Here is a 16,987-nt window from a genome sequence, read left to right as displayed (position 1 = left end):
GTCACCCGCGAGCGGCGGCCTGCCCGCCCGCCGGCTCCGCCGCCTCCCGCCGGAACAGCCACCGCAGGTCCGGCTCCACCACACCGCGCAGCACCCGCCGGACGGGCGGCGTGCACAACAGCGTCACGACCACGGCCGCCACGGCGGTGACGACGACCGCGCCGAGCGGCCGCTGCACCCAGGCGGCGTCGTACCAGCCGAAGTACTTCGAGCCCCGCACGACGAAACCGTGCAACAGATAGCCGTACAGCGTGCCCGTCCCCAGCACCGTGCACCACAGCCGCCGCCCGGGCACCCAGGCGAGGAAACCGGCCACCAGGACCAGCGAGCAGGCGAACAGAACCGGCGTCATCACGACCCCGTACCAGGCGGGCGCCCCCAGCTCCTCGGCGCTGTCCCGGTGGTAGAACCAGCTGCCGGTCATCCGCGGCACCGCCCAGTAGGCCATCAAGAACGCGCCCGCGAACACGGGAACCGCGGCGATCCGCACCGCACCGCGCCGGACCATCCGGAAGTGCTCCGGCTTCAGGAGCAGCCCCAGCACGAAGTACGGCAGGAACTGAAGGGCGCGCTGGAGATCGAGGTCGTTACCGATGGACGGTGACAGGGTGGCCAGCATCGCCATGGCGAGCGCGAGGGGCAGCGGCAGGCGCACCCGCCGCCACAGCGGGGTGGTCAGCCGCCACAGGAACAGGGCCGCCAGGAACCACGTCAGATACAGCGGGTCCAGCAGGCTGACGGGGCGCTCCGGCGCCCGGTCGGTCCATCTGGTGAACAGTGTGTACGCCGTCTCGAAGACGACATACGGGACCACGAGGCCCGTGACCAGGCGTTTGAGCTGCCCCGGGCGGCCGTCGAAGCCACGGGAGAAGTAGCCGGAGATCACGATGAACGCCGGCATGTGGAAGGCGTAGACGAGCATGTACAGCGCCTCCACGGTACGGCTGCCGTCGCGCAACGGTTCCCACGCATGGCCGACCGCCACCAGGACGATCGCCGCGTACTTGGCGTTGTCGAAGAAGGCGTCCCGCTGCTTCGAAGACGCAGGTCGCGGCGGAGTGGCGGCGGTGGGAGCGGTGTCCACGGCAGTGACGCTGTGCTTCGGCATCCCACGCGTCTCACCACTCGTGGACGAGGCAAACCTCCCCGCCGGACACGGCCTCTCACCTGCGCACAAGCGTCGCCCGTAGGGCCGTAGGGGTGTGGACGTAACCCGTGTGATCGCTCCGAATGGTGCGACCGCAAGGAATGGCTGACGGTGGATCACGTCAGGCCTGGTCCCAGTGGTGATGAAGCGTCAGCCGCCCAGGCCGTGACGGAAGGACTCACTATGCGCTCTGTCCGCATGCTGCTCGCCACCGCGACGGCCACGGCCGCACTGGCGATCGCGCCCGCAGCCTACGCCCTGACGACGGGCGACTGGGACCACGAGGACTCGTCGCACAGCAAGGACAAGGAGGACTCCTCCTACAGCAAGGACCACGACAAGTCCTACAGCAAGGATCACGACAAGGAGAGCAAGCACGACGAGCCCAGTGGCGGCATGCACACGGGTGGCGGAGCGCTCACTCTCGTGGCGGACGACGACTGGGGCGGCTCCAAGGACGAGGAGCACGACAAGGGGGGCAAGGACAAGGAAGGCAAGCACGACGAGGAGAGCAAGGACGAGGGCAAGTACGACGAAGAGGGCAAGCACGAGAAGCCGCGCGGTGGCATGCACACGGGTGGCGGAGCGCTCACTCTCGTGGCCGACGACGACTGGGGTGGCTCCAAGGACGAGGAGCACGACAAGGGGGGCAAGGACAAGGAAGGCAAGCACGACGAGGAGAGCAAGGAAGAGGGCAAGTACGACGAAGAGGGCAAGCACGAGAAGCCGCGCGGTGGCATGCACACGGGTGGCGGAGCGCTCGCCCTCGTGGCCGACGACTGGGGCGGTTCCAAGGACGAGGAGCACGACAAGGGGGGCAAGGACAAGGAAGGCAAGCACGACGAGGAGAGCAAGGACGAGGGCAAGTACGACGAAGAGGGCAAGCACGAGAAGCCGCGCGGCGGTGTGCACACGGGTGGCGGAGCGCTCGCCCTGGTGAACAACGACGGCGACTGGGGCGGCTCCAAGGACCCGAAGCACGACCCGGACAGCTACCGCAGCAAGGGCGACGGGCACGACGGGGGCTCGTGGAAGGAAGACGACGACTCGTGGAAGGGCGACCACGACAACGACTCGTGGGGCGGCGGCGGTGACCACGACGGTCCGCGCGGCGGTATGCACACCGGCGGCGGTGGCCTCGCCACGCCGGGCGTCACCGGCGGTGGGCTCGCCATGCTGGGCGTCGCGGGCGCCGGCTGGTACGCGCTGCGCCGCAAGAAGGCCGGCGGATCCGTGGCCTGACCCATGCCCTGCCTCATAGCGGCCGTGGCCGCCGCACGTGCGCCGCGCGTCGCGGCGGCCATGTTCGTCCACCCCGTTGCCTCGATTCTCCAGGTCCTCCCTGTTTCCCCCATTGCCGTGTTCGCTGCTGTGCCCGAGTGAGGTGGTGCCCGATGGCCGCCGGCCGTCCCTCGTCCCCCGACCACGACCCGGCTCGTGCCGACACCGTGTCCGCCCGCTCGAGGCGGATAAGACGCGTGGCGGGAGGGCTGCTCTGGAGCGCGGTGGCCGCCGTGTTCCTGGTGGTGACCCTGCCCGGCGGCCACGACGAGGCACCCGATGGCCGCGGCGCACCGTACGCCGCTCCGGCGGTCGAGTCGCACGTCCCCCGTGCGGCCAAGCCCTCCTCGCAGGCCTCGCGACCCGTCGGCAAGCATCTGCCCCGGTCCCGGCCGGTCCGGCTGCTCATCCCGAAGATCTCCGTCGACGCCCCCTTCACCGACCTGGCCATCGGCAGCACCGGCCAGCTCGAACCCCCGCCGGCCGACGACACCAACCTCGTCGGCTGGTACGCCAAGGGCGCCTCCCCCGGGGAGACGGGCACCTCGATCATCGCCGGGCACGTCGACACCAAGACGTCCGCCGCGGTCTTCGCGAGCCTGCGCGACCTGAAGAAGGGAGACCGCTTCCAGGTGCTCCGCGCCGACGGCCGCAAGGCTTCCTTCGTGGTCGACAGCGCCGAGACCTTCGACAAGGACAACTTCCCCAGCGAGCGCGTCTACCGCGACACGCCCCGGGCCCAGGTCCGTCTGATCACCTGCGCGGGGAACTACGACCGTCAGGTCAGGGACTACACGGCGAACCTGGTGGTCTTCGCCCACCTTGTCTGAATCCTTCTCCCATATCGCGGCACACCGCGCTGACCTCGTGTCTTACAGTGACTGCGACCCAGTTCCGGTGACTGATGTGAGGTAGTCGCAAACCATGCCGACCGAGACGTTTGAGTTCCAGGTAGAGGCCCGTCAGCTGCTCCAGCTGATGATCCACTCGGTCTACTCGAACAAGGAGGTGTTCCTGCGGGAACTCGTCTCCAACGCCTCCGACGCGCTCGACAAGCTGCGTCTGGAGAAGCTGCGGGACGACTCCCTCGCCGCCGACGTGTCAGACCTCCACATCGAGATCGACGTCGACAAGGAGGCCCGTACCCTCACGGTGCGGGACAACGGCATCGGGATGTCGTACGACGAGGTCGGGCAGCTCATCGGCACCATCGCCAACTCGGGCACGGCCACCTTCCTGAAGGAGCTGCGCGAGGCCCAGGACGAGGCCGGTGCCGAAGGGCTCATCGGCCAGTTCGGCGTCGGTTTCTACTCCGGCTTCATGGCGGCGGACGAGATGACGCTGGTGACCCGGCGCGCCGGCGAGAGCCAGGGCACCCGCTGGACCTCGCGCGGCGAGTCCACGTACACGCTGGACACCGTGGCCGACGCGCCGCAGGGCACGTCGGTCACACTCCACCTCAAGCCCGCCGACCCCGACAACCAGCTCCACGACTACACCTCGCCGTGGAAGATCAGGGAGATCGTCAAGCGGTACTCGGACTTCATCACCTGGCCGATCCGGATGGTCCCGGAGCCGGCCGACGGGGACACCACGCCCGAGCCCGAGACGCTGAACTCGATGAAGGCCCTGTGGGCGCGCTCGCGCGACGAGGTGTCCGACGACGAGTACCACGAGCTCTACAAGCACATCAGCCACGACTGGCGTGAGCCGCTGGAGACGATCCGGCTCCAGGCCGAGGGCACCTTCGAGTACCAGGCCCTGCTGTTCGTGCCCGCGCACGCCCCGCACGACCTGTTCACGCGCGACTTCAAGCGCGGCGTCCAGCTCTACGTGAAGCGCGTCTTCATCATGGACGACTGCGAGGCCCTGCTCCCGCCGTACCTCCGCTTCGTCAAGGGCGTCGTCGACGCGGCCGACCTCTCGCTGAACGTCTCCCGCGAGATCCTCCAGCAGGACCGGCACATCCGGATGATGCAGCGCCGGCTGACCAAGAAGGTCCTGTCCACGGTCAAGGACTTCATGGCCAAGGACGCCGACCGCTACGCCACCTTCTGGCGGGAGTTCGGCACGGTCCTGAAGGAGGGACTGCTCACCGACACCGAGAACCGCGACGCGATCCTCGCCGTCGCCTCGTTCGCGACCACGCACGCCGACGACGAGCCGACCACTCTCGCGCAGTACGTGGAGCGGATGAAGGACGGCCAGGACGACATCTTCTACATCACCGGCGAGTCCCGGCAGAGCATCGAGAACTCCCCGCACATGGAGGCGTTCCGGGCCAAGGGCATCGAGGTCCTGCTGCTCACCGACGGCGTCGACGAGGTGTGGGTCGACGCCGTGGGCGAGTACGAGGGCAAGAAGCTGCGCTCCATCGCCAAGGGCGAGATCGACCTGGACGGCAAGGGCGACGAGAAGGCCGACGAGGAGCGGGAGAAGCAGGCGGAGGAGTACGCCGGTCTGCTCGGCTGGATGCGGGAGCGCCTGGACGAGGACATCAAGGAGGTCCGCCTCTCGGCCCGGCTCACCGTCTCGCCCGCCTGTGTCGTCTCCGACGCGCACGACCTGACCCCGGCCCTGGAGAACATGTACCGGGCCATGGGCCAGGAGGTGCCGCGCACCAAGCGGATCCTGGAGCTCAACCCCGGCCACCCGCTGGTCAAGGGCCTGCACCAGGCGTACGAGGCCGGCGAGGACCGCGCGGAGCTCGCCGAGTCCGCCGAACTGCTGCACACGCTGGCGGTGCTCGCCGAGGGCGGCCAGCCGAAGGACCCCGCGCGGTTCGTGAAGCTGGTGGCGGACCGGCTGGAGCGCACCTTGTAGGGGTGCTGTGGGCCATGTGGTCGTGTGCGCGGGCCGTTGTCAGTGGCCCGCGCTACCTTCCTTGAAGTCGGCTGTTGGCCCTATTCCTGGAGGATTCATGGCCTCGCGTCTCAACCCGTACATCACCTTCGCCGGTGACGCCCGGCAGGCGATGGAGTTCTACAAGGACGTCCTCGGCGGCACCCTGGTGCTCAACACCTACGGCGAGTACGGCCAGCAGGACACCCCGATGGCCGACAAGGTCATGCACGGCATGCTGGAGTCCCCCGGCGGCCTCACCCTGATGGGCGCCGACACCCCGACGGACGACCACCGGCCCGGCAACAACATCGCCGTGAGCCTGAGCGGCGACGACGACACCGAGCTGCGCGGCTACTGGGAGAAGCTGTCCGAGGGCGCCTCGGTGACGGTACCGCTGGAGAAGCAGATGTGGGGCGACGTCTTCGGCATGTGCACGGACCGCTTCGGCATCACCTGGATGGTCAACATCGCCGGGGAGGCCGGCTGAGCGCGGGCTCCTCGACGGAGCGGTCCGTCATGACCGACCGCTCCGCTGCCGCCCCGACGGGTTCCGGCCGTCTGCTGACCTGATCGCCCATGGGGGTAGCAACAGGGCGTAAAGCACCGGTGGGCAGGGAAAGGAGTTATACGGCAAACCGCGGGGAGTGGTCGTCAGCGCCCGGAGTGTCGGGCCCGAAGCGCTGGGGAGGGGCCGGGCATGGGCGGGCAGCCCTTGTATCTCGAACCGCGGCTGGAATCGCGGCTGCGGTCGTTGCTGAACTCGCCGGTCCTGCTGCACACCCTCACCGAAGCCCTGGGGTCCCCGCTGAACGTGGTCGTCCCCGACCAACTCGCCGACAATCTCCAGCAGTTCCGCTCCGTGTACGGCACCCATCACCTCTCCGGCCAAGTGTTCTTCGCCCACAAGGCCAACCGGTCCAGCGCCCTGCTGCGACGGCTCGCCGCCACGGACGCCGGCGTGGACGTCGCCTCGCTGGGCGAGCTGCAACACGCCCTGGGGGCGGGTCTCACCCCGGACCGGATCACGGCCACGGGCCCGAAGAACCCGGAGTTCCTGTGGCTGGCGGCCCGCACATCGGTCACCGTCAGCCTCGATACGCGTGGCGAGCTGGAGCAGCTCGCCACGCTGGTACGCAAACACGCCCTGCCCAGGACCCGCGTCCTGCTGCGGCTGTCGGGGTTCGAGACGTCCGGGGTACGTGTGCTCAGCCGCCGCAGCCGATTCGGTACCGCCGTAAGGGAGTCGGACCCACTCCTGGAGTCCGTCGAGCGGAACGGCGACGTGCTCGACCTGGTCGGCGTCGCGTACCACCTGGACACCACCAGCCTCACCGAGAAGGCCGCGGCGCTCGAGGGCTGTCTGCGGGTGCTCGAGGAGTGCCGAAGCCGAGGGCTCAGGCCCCGGGCCGTGGACATCGGCGGCGGCTTCGGCGTCGACTACCTGGCCGACGGCGGCCAATGGGAGCGGTACACCACCGGGCTCACCGAAGCCGTCCTGGGCACCCGCCCACCGCTGACCTACGGCGGCCACGGCTACGGACTGCGCAACGAGGCCGGCACCCTGCGCGGCGCGCTCGGCCTGTACCCCGCTCACCGTCCGGTCGCCGGCGCCCGCTACCTCGACGAACTGCTCGCGCACCCGGCAGCGTCCCTCGGTGGCAGCCCTCTGGCCGCCCTGCTCCTCGAGCACCTCTACGACCTGCACACCGAACCCGGCCGGGCCTTGCTCGACCAGTGCGGGCTCACCCTGACGAAGGTGGTGGAGGTACGCGACCAGGACACCGGCGGCCCCCTCCTCGTACGGCTCGCGGCGAAGGCCGACGACGTGGCCCTGGAGGAACACGGCGTACTCATGGACCCCGTGGTCGTCCCCCGGGACACGGACGGACACGCGACCGGTTCCGGGGCCCGTTCCGGTCCCGGAGCCGCCCACGAACCGGTCGGCGTGCACCTCTTCGGCAGCCGCTGCCTGGAATCCGACCTGATCACGCGCCGCACGGTCTTCCTGCCCCGCCGCCCCGCACCGGGCGACCTGCTGGCCTTCGCCAACACGGCCGGATACTGCATGGACTTCCACGCCACCCGTGCCCAGCACCAGCCCGCCGCGCGCAAGGTCGCCGCCTGGCAGGAGGGCGACACCTGGCGCTGGTGCCTGGACGACCAGTACTGGCCGACCACACCCGTGGGGGGAGCGCAGTGAGGTACGACAGCATCACCGAGGCCATCGGCAACACACCGCTGGTGCGCATCGACCCGGCCGTGCACGGCCTGAGAAACATCGACCTGTACGCCAAGCTGGAGCTGCTCAACCCCTTCGGCTCGGTCAAGGACCGCGCCGCCTGGAACATGGCCCGCCCGCATCTGGAGGCCGCCGCACCCGAGCGGGGCGGCCAGGTCGTCGAGCTGTCGAGCGGCAACACCGCCAAGGCCCTCGCCGTCCTCGCGGGCATGCACGGCCTGACCTTCAAGAGCGTCACCAACCGGATGCGCATCCCGGAGATCAAGGACCTGCTGCTGTTGCTCGGCGCGGAGATCGAGGAACTGCCCGGCCAGAGCGAGTGCCTGGACCCGACCGCCACCGACGACCCGCTCACCCTGTTCCACCGCACCCTCTCCGCACCCGACAGCACGTATCTGCACACCGACCAGTACTTCAACCCGCGCAACACCGAGGCCCACTTCACCGGCACCGGCCCGGAGATCGTCAAGGACCTGGACGGCCGCGCCCCGGACTGGTTCATCGCCTGCGTGGGCACCGCCGGCTCCTCCACGGGCGTCGCCCGCGCCCTGCGCGAACACGACCCCGCCGTGCGTGTCGCCGGCCTGGTCGCGGCCAAGTCCGACTTCATCCCCGGCATCCGCACCATCGACGAGGCGCACGAGGTGGGCCTGTTCGACCCCGGCACCTACGACAGCATCCACACGGTCACCGCGGACGAGGCGATCGAGGGGATGCTGACCCTCAACCGCCGCTGCGGCATCCTCGCCGGACCCACGGGAGGCGCCGCGTTCTTCGGTGCGGTACGACAACTGCGCGCTGTTGACGGCGAGTCGACGGAGCGGCAGTCGGCGGTCTTCATCGTCTGCGACCGCGTCGAAAGCTATCTGAGCTACGTCCGTCAGCGGCGCCCCGACCTCTTCGGCCGCCCGCGTCGCCGGAACTCCCCGGCAGACCTGACGCCCGCCGAGATCCGCACGGCACCGGCCGTCGGTGTCGCCGACGCCCAGGCGTGGATCGCCACCGGAGCACCGCTCGTCGTCGACCTGCGCAGCCCGCACGCCTATGCCGCGCTGCACATCGACGGGTCGGTCAACATCGTCGACGAGCTCTTCGAGGAACTCCTCCACGGAGGACTGCCGTTCAGCCGCAACCGCCCGGTCCTGCTGGCCTGCCCGGTCGGCGAGAAGTCCGCCCGGCACGCCGCCCTGCTGACCCGGATGGGGCACCCGGACGTCCGCAGCCTGACCGGTGGCATCATCGCCTGGCGCGACGCGGGCGCACCCCTCGTACGGGACTGACGCCCATGACCACACCCGGGAGCGACACCGAAGGGGCGTCCGTCATCGTGGAGTTGGGCGAGTGGCAGCGAACCCTGCGCGCCCAGTTCCCGATCATCACCGCACACCCGGAACTGGCCTATCTGGACAGCGCGGCCACCGCCCAGAAGCCGCAGGCAGTGCTGGACGCCGTTCACTCCTACCTCACCACCACCAACGCCAACGCCGGCCGCGGCACCTATCCCTGGGCCAACCGGACCACGGACCTGGTCGAGCAGGCCCGCGACCGGGTGAAGCGGTTCCTCGACGACGCCGCTCCCGAACGCTCGACCGTGCACTTCACGAGCGGCACCACCGAGGGCCTGCACACCGTCGCCCGCGACTGGCTGCCCGAACTCCTCGCCGACGGGGACGAGATCGTCGTCCCCGTCGCCGACCACGAGGCCAACATCGCGCCCTGGCTGGAGGTCCAACGGCACCTGGCGGCGCGGGGCGTCCACATCCGCGTACGGCCGATGCCGTACCAGCGGTCGTCCGGCGACTACGACCACATCGCGCTCGCGGAACTCGCGGGCCCACGCACCCGCTTCGTAGCCGTCAGCCACGTACACCACGTGTACGGCGGCAACATGAACGTCCATCGCATCCGCCAGGCCGTCGGCCCGGACGCGGTCATCTGTCTGGACGCCGCCCAGAGCGTCGGCCATCTGCCCGTGTCCGTCGCCGACCTCGACGTCGACTTCCTGGTCTTCTCCGGGCACAAGGCCATGGCACTGCCCGGCACGGGAGCCGTCTGGGCCCGTCAGTCACGTGGACCGCACTTCGCGCCGGGCGGCTGGTCGGGCACCCCCAACACCGTAGGGATCGCCTCCCTCACCGCCGCCCTGGACTGGCTGGACACCGCCGGCACCGACCGGATCGAACGGTGGACTCTCGCCCTGGCGGCCCGGCTCACCGAGGGCCTGCGCCACCTCGACGCGTACGAGATCCTCGGCTGCCAGAAGAGCCTGGCCGCCGACTCGTCCGTGCAGCGGCGCCAGGGCATCGTCACCTTCCGCCACCACGCCGTGGACTCCGGGGACCTCGGGTTCATCCTCTTCAGCCACGGCTTCATGGTCCGCTCCGACCAGCACTGCCAGGGCGGCGCGGGGGAGCGGACCGGCTCGGTGCGGGTGAGTCTGCACGTCCACAACACCGCCGAGGAGATCGACCGACTGCTGGAGGTCCTCGCCGCGCTCGGGTGACGTACCGCCATTAGAGGGAATGGGAACCGTTTCCACCTGTAGGGTCTGGCGCAGACGGTGCGGGACAGGTGCGGAACGGCGAGGTGCACTACGGGATGGGGTTGAGCCTGGCGACGGCGGAGCGGTGGGTGGAGCGCTGGGAGCGTCAGCAGCAGCGGTACGCCGTGGACCGCGAGGAGCGTTTCACGGTGATCGCCGACGTGGTGGAGCAGTCCGTGGCGGGAGTCCCGGGCCGACCGTCGGTCGTCGACCTCGGCTGCGGACCCGGCTCCCTGGCGGCCCGGCTCGCCCGCAGGATGCCGTACGCCGACATCGTGGCCGTGGACATGGACCCGCTGCTGCTGGAGCTGGCCCGCACCCACCACGCGGACGCGGCACGCTACGTGGACGTGATGATCGGCGCGCCGGACTGGACCCACGCCCTGGGTCTCGACCGCCCGTTGGACGCGGCCGTGTCGACGACGGCCCTGCACTACCTGGACCCGGACGCCCTGCACCGCACCTACCGGCAGCTCGCGGGCCTGCTGCGCCCCGGGGGCGTCCTGGTCAACGGCGACCACTTTCCGCACGACGACTCCGCGCTCGCCGCGCTGGCCGGGTGCGTCGGCCGCCGGCACGCCGAGCGTGGACAGGTCCTGGCGCACGAGGACTGGGCCGCCTGGTGGACGGCTGTCGCGCGGGACCCGGAGCTGACCGACCTGCTCGCCGAGCGCCGACGCCGGCAGGCGGCCGTCACCGGCGGCGGCGCGAGCCCCGGTACCGGCGGCGCCCCCTGCCTGTCCGTGTCCGCGCACGAACGGCTGCTGCGGCAGGCGGGATTCAGTCACGTCGGCGCCGTCTGGCAGTACGGCGACAGTCACGTCCTCGTCGCGATCCGCTGACCGGACCGGGACCGCGCGTTACCAAGCACAGCTAAAGGATTCATCATCCACCTTGACAGTGTGCGTGCTGTTTCGCGACGTTTGAGCTCGCCACAAAGTTCGACATGGGGGAATCAGTGGCGAGGCGCCCAAAAAGCGTCTCTTGGGGGATTTTTTGGGGGGAGCGGTCGCCATGCGATCCACGCACGCCATCACGATTCACAGACCCGAGGAGCTGGACGAGTCGCTGCGCCGGGCGTGGCACCGGGCCATGGACGAGTCGCCCGAGTACGCCAACCCCTTCCTGGCGCCGGAGTTCGCGACCGGAGTCGGCAGACACCGCCGCGGCGCGCAGGTGGCGGTGCTGCACGAGAACGGAGAGGCCGTCGGCTTCCTCCCGTACGAGCGCACTCCGCTCGGCGTCGGCCGGGCCATCGGCCTCGGTCTCTCCGACTGCCAGGCCCTGGTGCACCGGCCGGGCGTCACCTGGGACACCCGGGGACTCCTGCGGGCCTGCGGACTGTCCGTGTTCGAGTTCGACCACCTCGTCGAGGAGCAGAAGCCCTTCGCCCCGTACGTCACCGGGACGTTCGCCTCCCCCGTGCTCGATCTGCGGCCCGGCGACGGCAGCTACGCCGAGTGGCTGCGCGCCACCTACCCGGGGCAGGCCAAGACGACGTTGAAGAAGGAGCGCCGCCTGGGCCGTGACGTGGGCGAAGTGCGGTTCGTGTACGACGAGCGCGATCCACGCATGCTGCGCACCCTCATGCGCTGGAAGTCCGCCCAGTACCGCAGGACAGGGCGGATGGACCGGTTCTCCAAGCCGTGGATCGTCGACCTCGTGGACCATCTCTTCCAGGTCCGTGAGGAGCACTTCACCGGCATCCTGTCCGTGGTCTACGCCGGGGACCGGCCGGTCGCCGCGCACTTCGGACCGAGGTCGCGTACGGTCTTCGCGGCCTGGTTCACCGCGTACGACCCCGAGTTCGGCTACTACTCGCCCGGACTGATGATGCATTTACGGCTGGCCGACGCCGCCGGCCGGGACGGCGTGACCCTCATGGACTGGGGGCGCGGCGAGAAGGAGTACAAGGACTGGCTCAAGACCCGCGAGTTGCGGGTGGCCGAGGGATTCGCGGTACGCCCGCACCCGGTGGCTGCGGCGCACCGGCTGTGGCGCAGACCGGTGCGCGGCCTGAGAAACACGGTCCTGGCCCACCCGAGGCTGCGCGAGCCCGCGGACCGGCTGCTGAAGACCGTGGGCACCCTGCGCACCTCGGGCCTGACCCACTCGGGCGAAGCGGGAGCCCGCGCCCGCTGAACGGGCCCACTCCCGCCCGCCCTTCCCTTCTCCGAGTCCTTCCCGCGCCCCGCCGTCGTTCCGCCACGCCCCCTCGCGGTCCCCGTCACCCCGAGCGGGCGGCCCCGAACGACGTTCGCGCGCGCAAGCCCGCCCAGGGCGACCCTTCGCCGGACCCTTCCACGGAAGAGGTGACCATGCCGTACGGATCGCGGCTCGCCGCGATGATGACACGGCGCATCGGACGCGAATGCGTCTACACGCCCTCGGCCCGACTGGCCCTGTACCTGGCGCTGCGCCGCTGGTGCAGGCCCGGCGCACGGGTCCTGATGTCCCCGGTGAACGACGACGTGATCCTCTTCGTCGTCCTCGCGGCGGGACTGCGCCCCGTCCAGGCCCCCGTGTCCCCCTGGGACGGGAACATCGACCCGGCCGCCGTGCCCGACTCCACCTGGCGCAACGTGGACGCAGTCCTGACCACGAACCTGTACGGCCTGCCGGACCGGGTCGTCGAACTGCGCCGCCGCTGCGACGAGTTGGGGATCCCCCTCTTCGAGGACGCGGCCCACGCCATCGGCACGCACGTCGACGGGCAGCCCATCGGCACCTTCGGAAGCGCGGCCGCGTTCAGCCTGTCCAAGCACGTGGCGGCCATGGCCGGCGGCTTCCTGGCCGTCGAGGACGCACGCACCCGACGCGAGCTGGAACTCCTGCGCGACGACCTGCTGACCCCACGCCGCCTGCGTGACGACCTGTCCACCACTCTGCGCCCGCTGGCCCGCTCCGCCGTACGCACCCTCCACCTCGTGCGCCCCGTGTGGCGCACCATGCAACGTCTCGGCCTGCTGGAGCGCGACGCCTTCCGCATGGCCCTGCACGCCCCCCGCCTCGCCGGCAGCGCCCACCACGCGCCCAGCCTCGCCGCCTACGAACCCTGGGTACGGGTCGACCTGCACGGTTTCCGCACCCGCCACGGAAGCCTGGTCCGGGGCCAGTTGGAGCTGCGGTTGGCCCTGCTCGACGGCGATCTGGCCCGACGCAGGGCCGGCGTCTCGCTCCTGTCGGGCACCACCTGGGCCACCCAGGCGCTGCGCGATCACCCCGACGACGGCCCGCCCTCCCTCTTCCGCGTGCCGCTCCTGGTCCACGACCGCGACGCACTCCTCGAACGCCTCGTCGACCACGGCGTGGTCGCCGGCTACGTCTACGACCCCCCGCTCGACGACTACGCGGGCGCCGAGTTCACCGAACCGTCCCCCGCCCCCGAAGCGGCCCGCTGGTTCGCCGCACACGCGCTTCCGGCCGACCCCCTCGCTGCCCGCAGGATCGAGGCGGCCCTCACGAAGGAACGAGCGACCCCGGCCCACCCACCCTTGTCGGCCCACCTGCCCGAACCCGACCCGACGACCGCTCCACCGACGCCCCTGGGCCATTAGGCCCTGCCCAAGTCGAGAACGGTTCGGCCGCGCCGCCAAGGGACGCGGGGCTGTACCGATATGCGGCTCCGCCGCGCGGGCGCGACCAGCCGCGACGAACCCGCAGACAGGCGACGACCAATCGCGGCACCCACCTCCCCCGCCTACCCTGAAAACGTGGCCCGGTCCAACGACGAGGTCGCCGCGCTCCTCCAGGAGTACGCGGACCTGATCTCCATCACCGGAGGAGACGCGTTCCGGACGCGTACCTACGAGAAGGCCGCCCGGTCGATCGGCGGCTATCACGCCGACGTGTCCACGCTCGACGTCAAGAAACTCCAGGAGATCCCCAACGTCGGCAAGTCGACCGCCCAGAAGATCATCGAGTACTTCACCACCGGCAAGGTGTCCGCCGTCGAGGAACTGCGGGCGAAGATCCCCGCCGGTGTCCGGCAGCTGACGGCGATCCCGACGCTCGGCCCGAAGAAGGCCCTGGTCATCTACGAAGAGCTCGGCATCTCCACGACCGAGGAACTGGCGGACGCCATCCACGAGGAGCGGCTGCGCGACCTGAAGGGGTTCGGGCCGAAGACCGAGGAGAACATCCTGCACGGCATCGGCCTGCTCCAGTCCTCCGGCGACCGGGTCCTGATCGACGTCGCCATGAGCCTCGCCGAGGACATCGTCGCCGAGATGTCGCAGGTCACCGGCTGCAAACGCTGCTCCTACGCCGGTTCCCTGCGCCGCGTGCGCGAGACCGTCGGCGACATCGACATCCTCGTCGCGGCGAAGAAGCCGGAGCCGGTCATGCGGGCCTTCACCGAGCTGCCGTACGTCGCGGAGGTCATCGCGCACGGCGCGAAGAAGACGTCGATTCGCACCAGCAAGGGCCTCCAGGTGGACCTGCGGGTCGTACCGCCGGACTCCTGGGGCGCGGCGATGCAGTACTTCACCGGCTCGAAGGCGCACAACATCCGCACCCGCGAGATGGCCGTACACCAGAAGCTCAAGCTCTCCGAGTACGGGCTCTTCGACACCGAGACCGGCAAGAAGATCGTCTCCGAGACCGAGGAAGAGGTGTACGCCCGCCTCGGCCTGCCCTGGATCCCGCCCACCCTGCGCGAGGACCGCGGCGAGATCGAGGCCGGGCTGCGCGGCGAGCTGCCCGAGCTGGTCCAGGAGCAGGACATCCGCGGCGATCTGCACACCCACACCGACCTCACCGACGGGCTCGCCCCGCTGGAGGAGATGGTCGCCGCGGCCGCCGAGCGCGGCTACGCCTACTACGCGGTCACCGACCACGGCCCCGACATGGCCATGCAGCGCATGACCGACGAGCGGATCCTGGCCCAGCGCGAACGCGTCCGTGAGCTCGACGGCGCGTACGGCAAGCGGGGCAGGCGCGGCGGCATGCGGCTGCTGCACGGCGCCGAGCTGAACATCGGGCCCGACGGCGACGTGGACTGGCCGCCGGAGTTCCTCGCCGGCTTCGACCTCTGCGTGGCCTCGGTGCACTCCCACTTCAACCAGGCGCGTGACGCACTGACCCGACGGATCGTCCGGGCCTGCGAGAACCCGCACGTCCACATCATCGGCCACCCCACCACCCGCCTCCTCGGCAAGCGCCCCGGCATCGACGTCGACCTCGACGCCGTCTTCGTCGCTTGCGCCCGCACCGGCACCGCGCTGGAGATCAACTCCCATCCCGACCGGCTCGACCTGCGCGACGAGGACATCCTGAGGGCGAGGCGGCACGGCGTGAAGTTCGCCGTCGACAGCGACGCCCACGCCGTCGTCCACCTGGCCAACCTGCGCTACGGCGTCGGCACGGCACAGCGCGGCTGGCTCACCAAGGACGACGTGATCAACACCTGGCCGCTGACCCGGCTGCGGCGCTTGTTGAACAAGGGCTGACCTCCGGGGACGGGCTGCGGAGGGCGTCGAAGGCGGCCCGCCCTCGCTCGTGTTCAAGTCGTGCAGGTTGAAACTCGTAGGAATCAAGGGCTTGTAGCGAGATTTGACGAGGGTTAATTTAACCGTCACTCGAAGCCGGGCCCGGGCTCCCGAGGGCTGTTCCCTGCGTGTTCGCCTTTTCACCGAGGAGTCGTGCCATGCCAGTAGACAAGGTCCAGATGTCGCGCCGAGGGTTCCTCGGTATCGGAGTCGCGGCCGGGGTCGTGACGCTCACCGCGTGCGGTTCGGGCAGCGGAAGTTCGAGCGGCCCGCTGGTCATGACCGTCTGGGGCGGCGACGCCGACCGCAAGACGTACCAGAAGCGCATCGACCTGCTGGTGAAGAAGTACCCGGAGCTGAAGGTCAAGCTCCAGCTGATACCCAGCGACGCGTACGCGCAGAAGGTGCAGACGATGATCGCGGGCGGCGGCGGCCCGGACATCATGCAGGTCGCCGAGAGCGTCAACACCTACTCCAGCAAGAACCAGCTCCTGCCCCTCGACGACCTCGCCAAGAAGGCGGGCCTCGACACCGGGAAGCGGTTCGGCCCGGTCGGGTCCATCTACACGTACGAGGACAAGCTGTACGCGATCCCGGACCGCTCCGGCGCGATCACCGTGTACTACAACAAGGACCTGTTCGCGAAGAAGGGCATCGAGGCGCCCACGGCCGAGTGGACCTGGGACGACGCGCTCGCCGCCTTCAAGGAGCTCACCGTCCCGGGCAAGCAGTGGGGTTACACGGGCGCCGAGTGGTTCCCGCAGTGGTGGAGCCTCGCGTACCAGAACGGCGGCACCATCATCGACGCCGACGGCCGCCCCGCCGTCGACAGCGACGAGGTCGTCGAGGCGCTGCAGTGGGCCGGCGACCTGGTCTTCAAGCACAAGGTGGCGCCCAGCAAGGCGGACTACGCCGACATGGGCTCCGAGGTCGGCGGCGACCAGGCCTTCCCGATGCAGAAGTGCGCCACGCACGCCAACGGCTTCTGGGTCACCGCCGGTCTGACCGACGCCAAGTTCGCATGGGACATCGCGCCGATCTGGCGCGGCAAGAAGCAGGCCGTGTCCGCTTTCGGCAGCGGCCTGGCCATCTCCCGCACCTGCAAGCAGCGCGACAACGCCTTCAAGGCGATCGACTTCCTCACCTCGGACGCGGCGCAGCGGCAGATCATCGACGACGGCGAGGACGTGCCGGCCAGCCTCGCGGTGCAGCAGAGCGAGGCGTTCCTCAAGCCCGCGTGGATGAAGAACGACGTCAACATGGGGGCGTTCGCGGAGTCCAGCGACTTCATCTTCCGCGCGCCGTTCATCCCCGAGTGGAACGAGATGACGTCGGCCATCGACTCCGGCCTGGCGAACTTCTGGCTCGGCAAGGAGAGCGCCAAGAAGGCGCTGACCGCCCTGCAGAAGGACCTCGAGTCCATCATCAAGTCCGCGGGATGACCG

Annotated in this window: 13 protein-coding genes; 12 read left to right on the top strand and 1 reads right to left on the bottom strand. The window is 70.0% G+C overall.

The genetic code is table 11. The features are described 5' to 3' along the window. Nucleotide 1 precedes the first annotated feature (1 nt). Entirely contained in the window at nt 2-1,108 is a 1,107-nt protein-coding gene (locus ACZ4UU_RS36150) for an acyltransferase family protein (RefSeq protein ID WP_471907631.1), read from the bottom strand. 222 nt (nt 1,109-1,330) lie between these two features. On the opposite strand from ACZ4UU_RS36150, the gene ACZ4UU_RS36145 reads away from it, so the two are divergent. From ACZ4UU_RS36145 to ACZ4UU_RS36090, 12 genes are all read left to right on the top strand, one after another. After that, the gene (locus ACZ4UU_RS36145; RefSeq protein ID WP_471907630.1) at nt 1,331-2,389 is read left to right on the top strand and encodes a hypothetical protein; all 1,059 of its coding nucleotides are present in this window, start codon (nt 1,331-1,333) and stop codon (nt 2,387-2,389) included. Between the two features lie 152 nt (nt 2,390-2,541). After that, nucleotides 2,542-3,258 carry a class F sortase gene (locus ACZ4UU_RS36140; protein WP_471907629.1) on the top strand — a complete coding sequence of 239 codons (717 nt, stop codon included), beginning with the start codon at nt 2,542-2,544 and terminating at the stop codon, nt 3,256-3,258. Nucleotides 3,259-3,352: 94 nt separating this feature from the next. Then, entirely contained in the window at nt 3,353-5,251 is a 1,899-nt protein-coding gene (htpG, locus tag ACZ4UU_RS36135) for a molecular chaperone HtpG (RefSeq protein WP_471907628.1), read from the top strand. Nucleotides 5,252-5,348: 97 nt separating this feature from the next. Then, on the top strand, nt 5,349-5,759 hold the full coding sequence (locus tag ACZ4UU_RS36130) for a VOC family protein (protein ID WP_471907627.1): 411 nt from the start codon (nt 5,349-5,351) through the stop codon (nt 5,757-5,759). A gap of 210 nt (nt 5,760-5,969) precedes the next feature. Beyond that, nucleotides 5,970-7,472 (top strand): type III PLP-dependent enzyme domain-containing protein, encoded by a 1,503-nt coding sequence (locus tag ACZ4UU_RS36125; RefSeq protein WP_471907626.1) that lies wholly within the window; start codon nt 5,970-5,972, stop codon nt 7,470-7,472. Further along, nucleotides 7,469-8,791, top strand: coding sequence for a pyridoxal-phosphate dependent enzyme (locus tag ACZ4UU_RS36120; RefSeq protein WP_471907625.1), 1,323 nt, complete (start codon nt 7,469-7,471; stop codon nt 8,789-8,791). Before ACZ4UU_RS36125 ends, ACZ4UU_RS36120 begins: the two co-directional genes overlap by 4 nt. A gap of 5 nt (nt 8,792-8,796) precedes the next feature. After that, nucleotides 8,797-10,014, top strand: a complete 1,218-nt coding sequence (locus tag ACZ4UU_RS36115) for an aminotransferase class V-fold PLP-dependent enzyme (protein ID WP_471907624.1) — start codon at nt 8,797-8,799, stop codon at nt 10,012-10,014. 95 nt (nt 10,015-10,109) lie between these two features. After that, a complete protein-coding gene (locus tag ACZ4UU_RS36110; RefSeq protein ID WP_471907623.1) occupies nt 10,110-10,895 on the top strand; it encodes a class I SAM-dependent methyltransferase in 786 nt (261 codons plus the stop codon). Nucleotides 10,896-11,067: 172 nt separating this feature from the next. Next, entirely contained in the window at nt 11,068-12,195 is a 1,128-nt protein-coding gene (locus ACZ4UU_RS36105; protein ID WP_471907622.1) for a GNAT family N-acetyltransferase, read from the top strand. 176 nt (nt 12,196-12,371) lie between these two features. Further along, nucleotides 12,372-13,610, top strand: a complete 1,239-nt coding sequence (locus ACZ4UU_RS36100) for a DegT/DnrJ/EryC1/StrS family aminotransferase (RefSeq protein WP_471907621.1) — start codon at nt 12,372-12,374, stop codon at nt 13,608-13,610. Nucleotides 13,611-13,766: 156 nt separating this feature from the next. Next, nucleotides 13,767-15,503 (top strand): DNA polymerase/3'-5' exonuclease PolX, encoded by a 1,737-nt coding sequence (polX, locus tag ACZ4UU_RS36095; RefSeq protein ID WP_471907620.1) that lies wholly within the window; start codon nt 13,767-13,769, stop codon nt 15,501-15,503. Between the two features lie 197 nt (nt 15,504-15,700). Next, nucleotides 15,701-16,984, top strand: coding sequence for an ABC transporter substrate-binding protein (locus ACZ4UU_RS36090; RefSeq protein ID WP_471907619.1), 1,284 nt, complete (start codon nt 15,701-15,703; stop codon nt 16,982-16,984). Nucleotides 16,985-16,987 lie beyond the last annotated feature (3 nt).

This window comes from Streptomyces sp. NPDC028907 (genome assembly GCF_055564995.1).
Note: the sequence above shows the minus strand (reverse complement) of the source record. Positions and strands in the feature narration are given on the sequence as shown.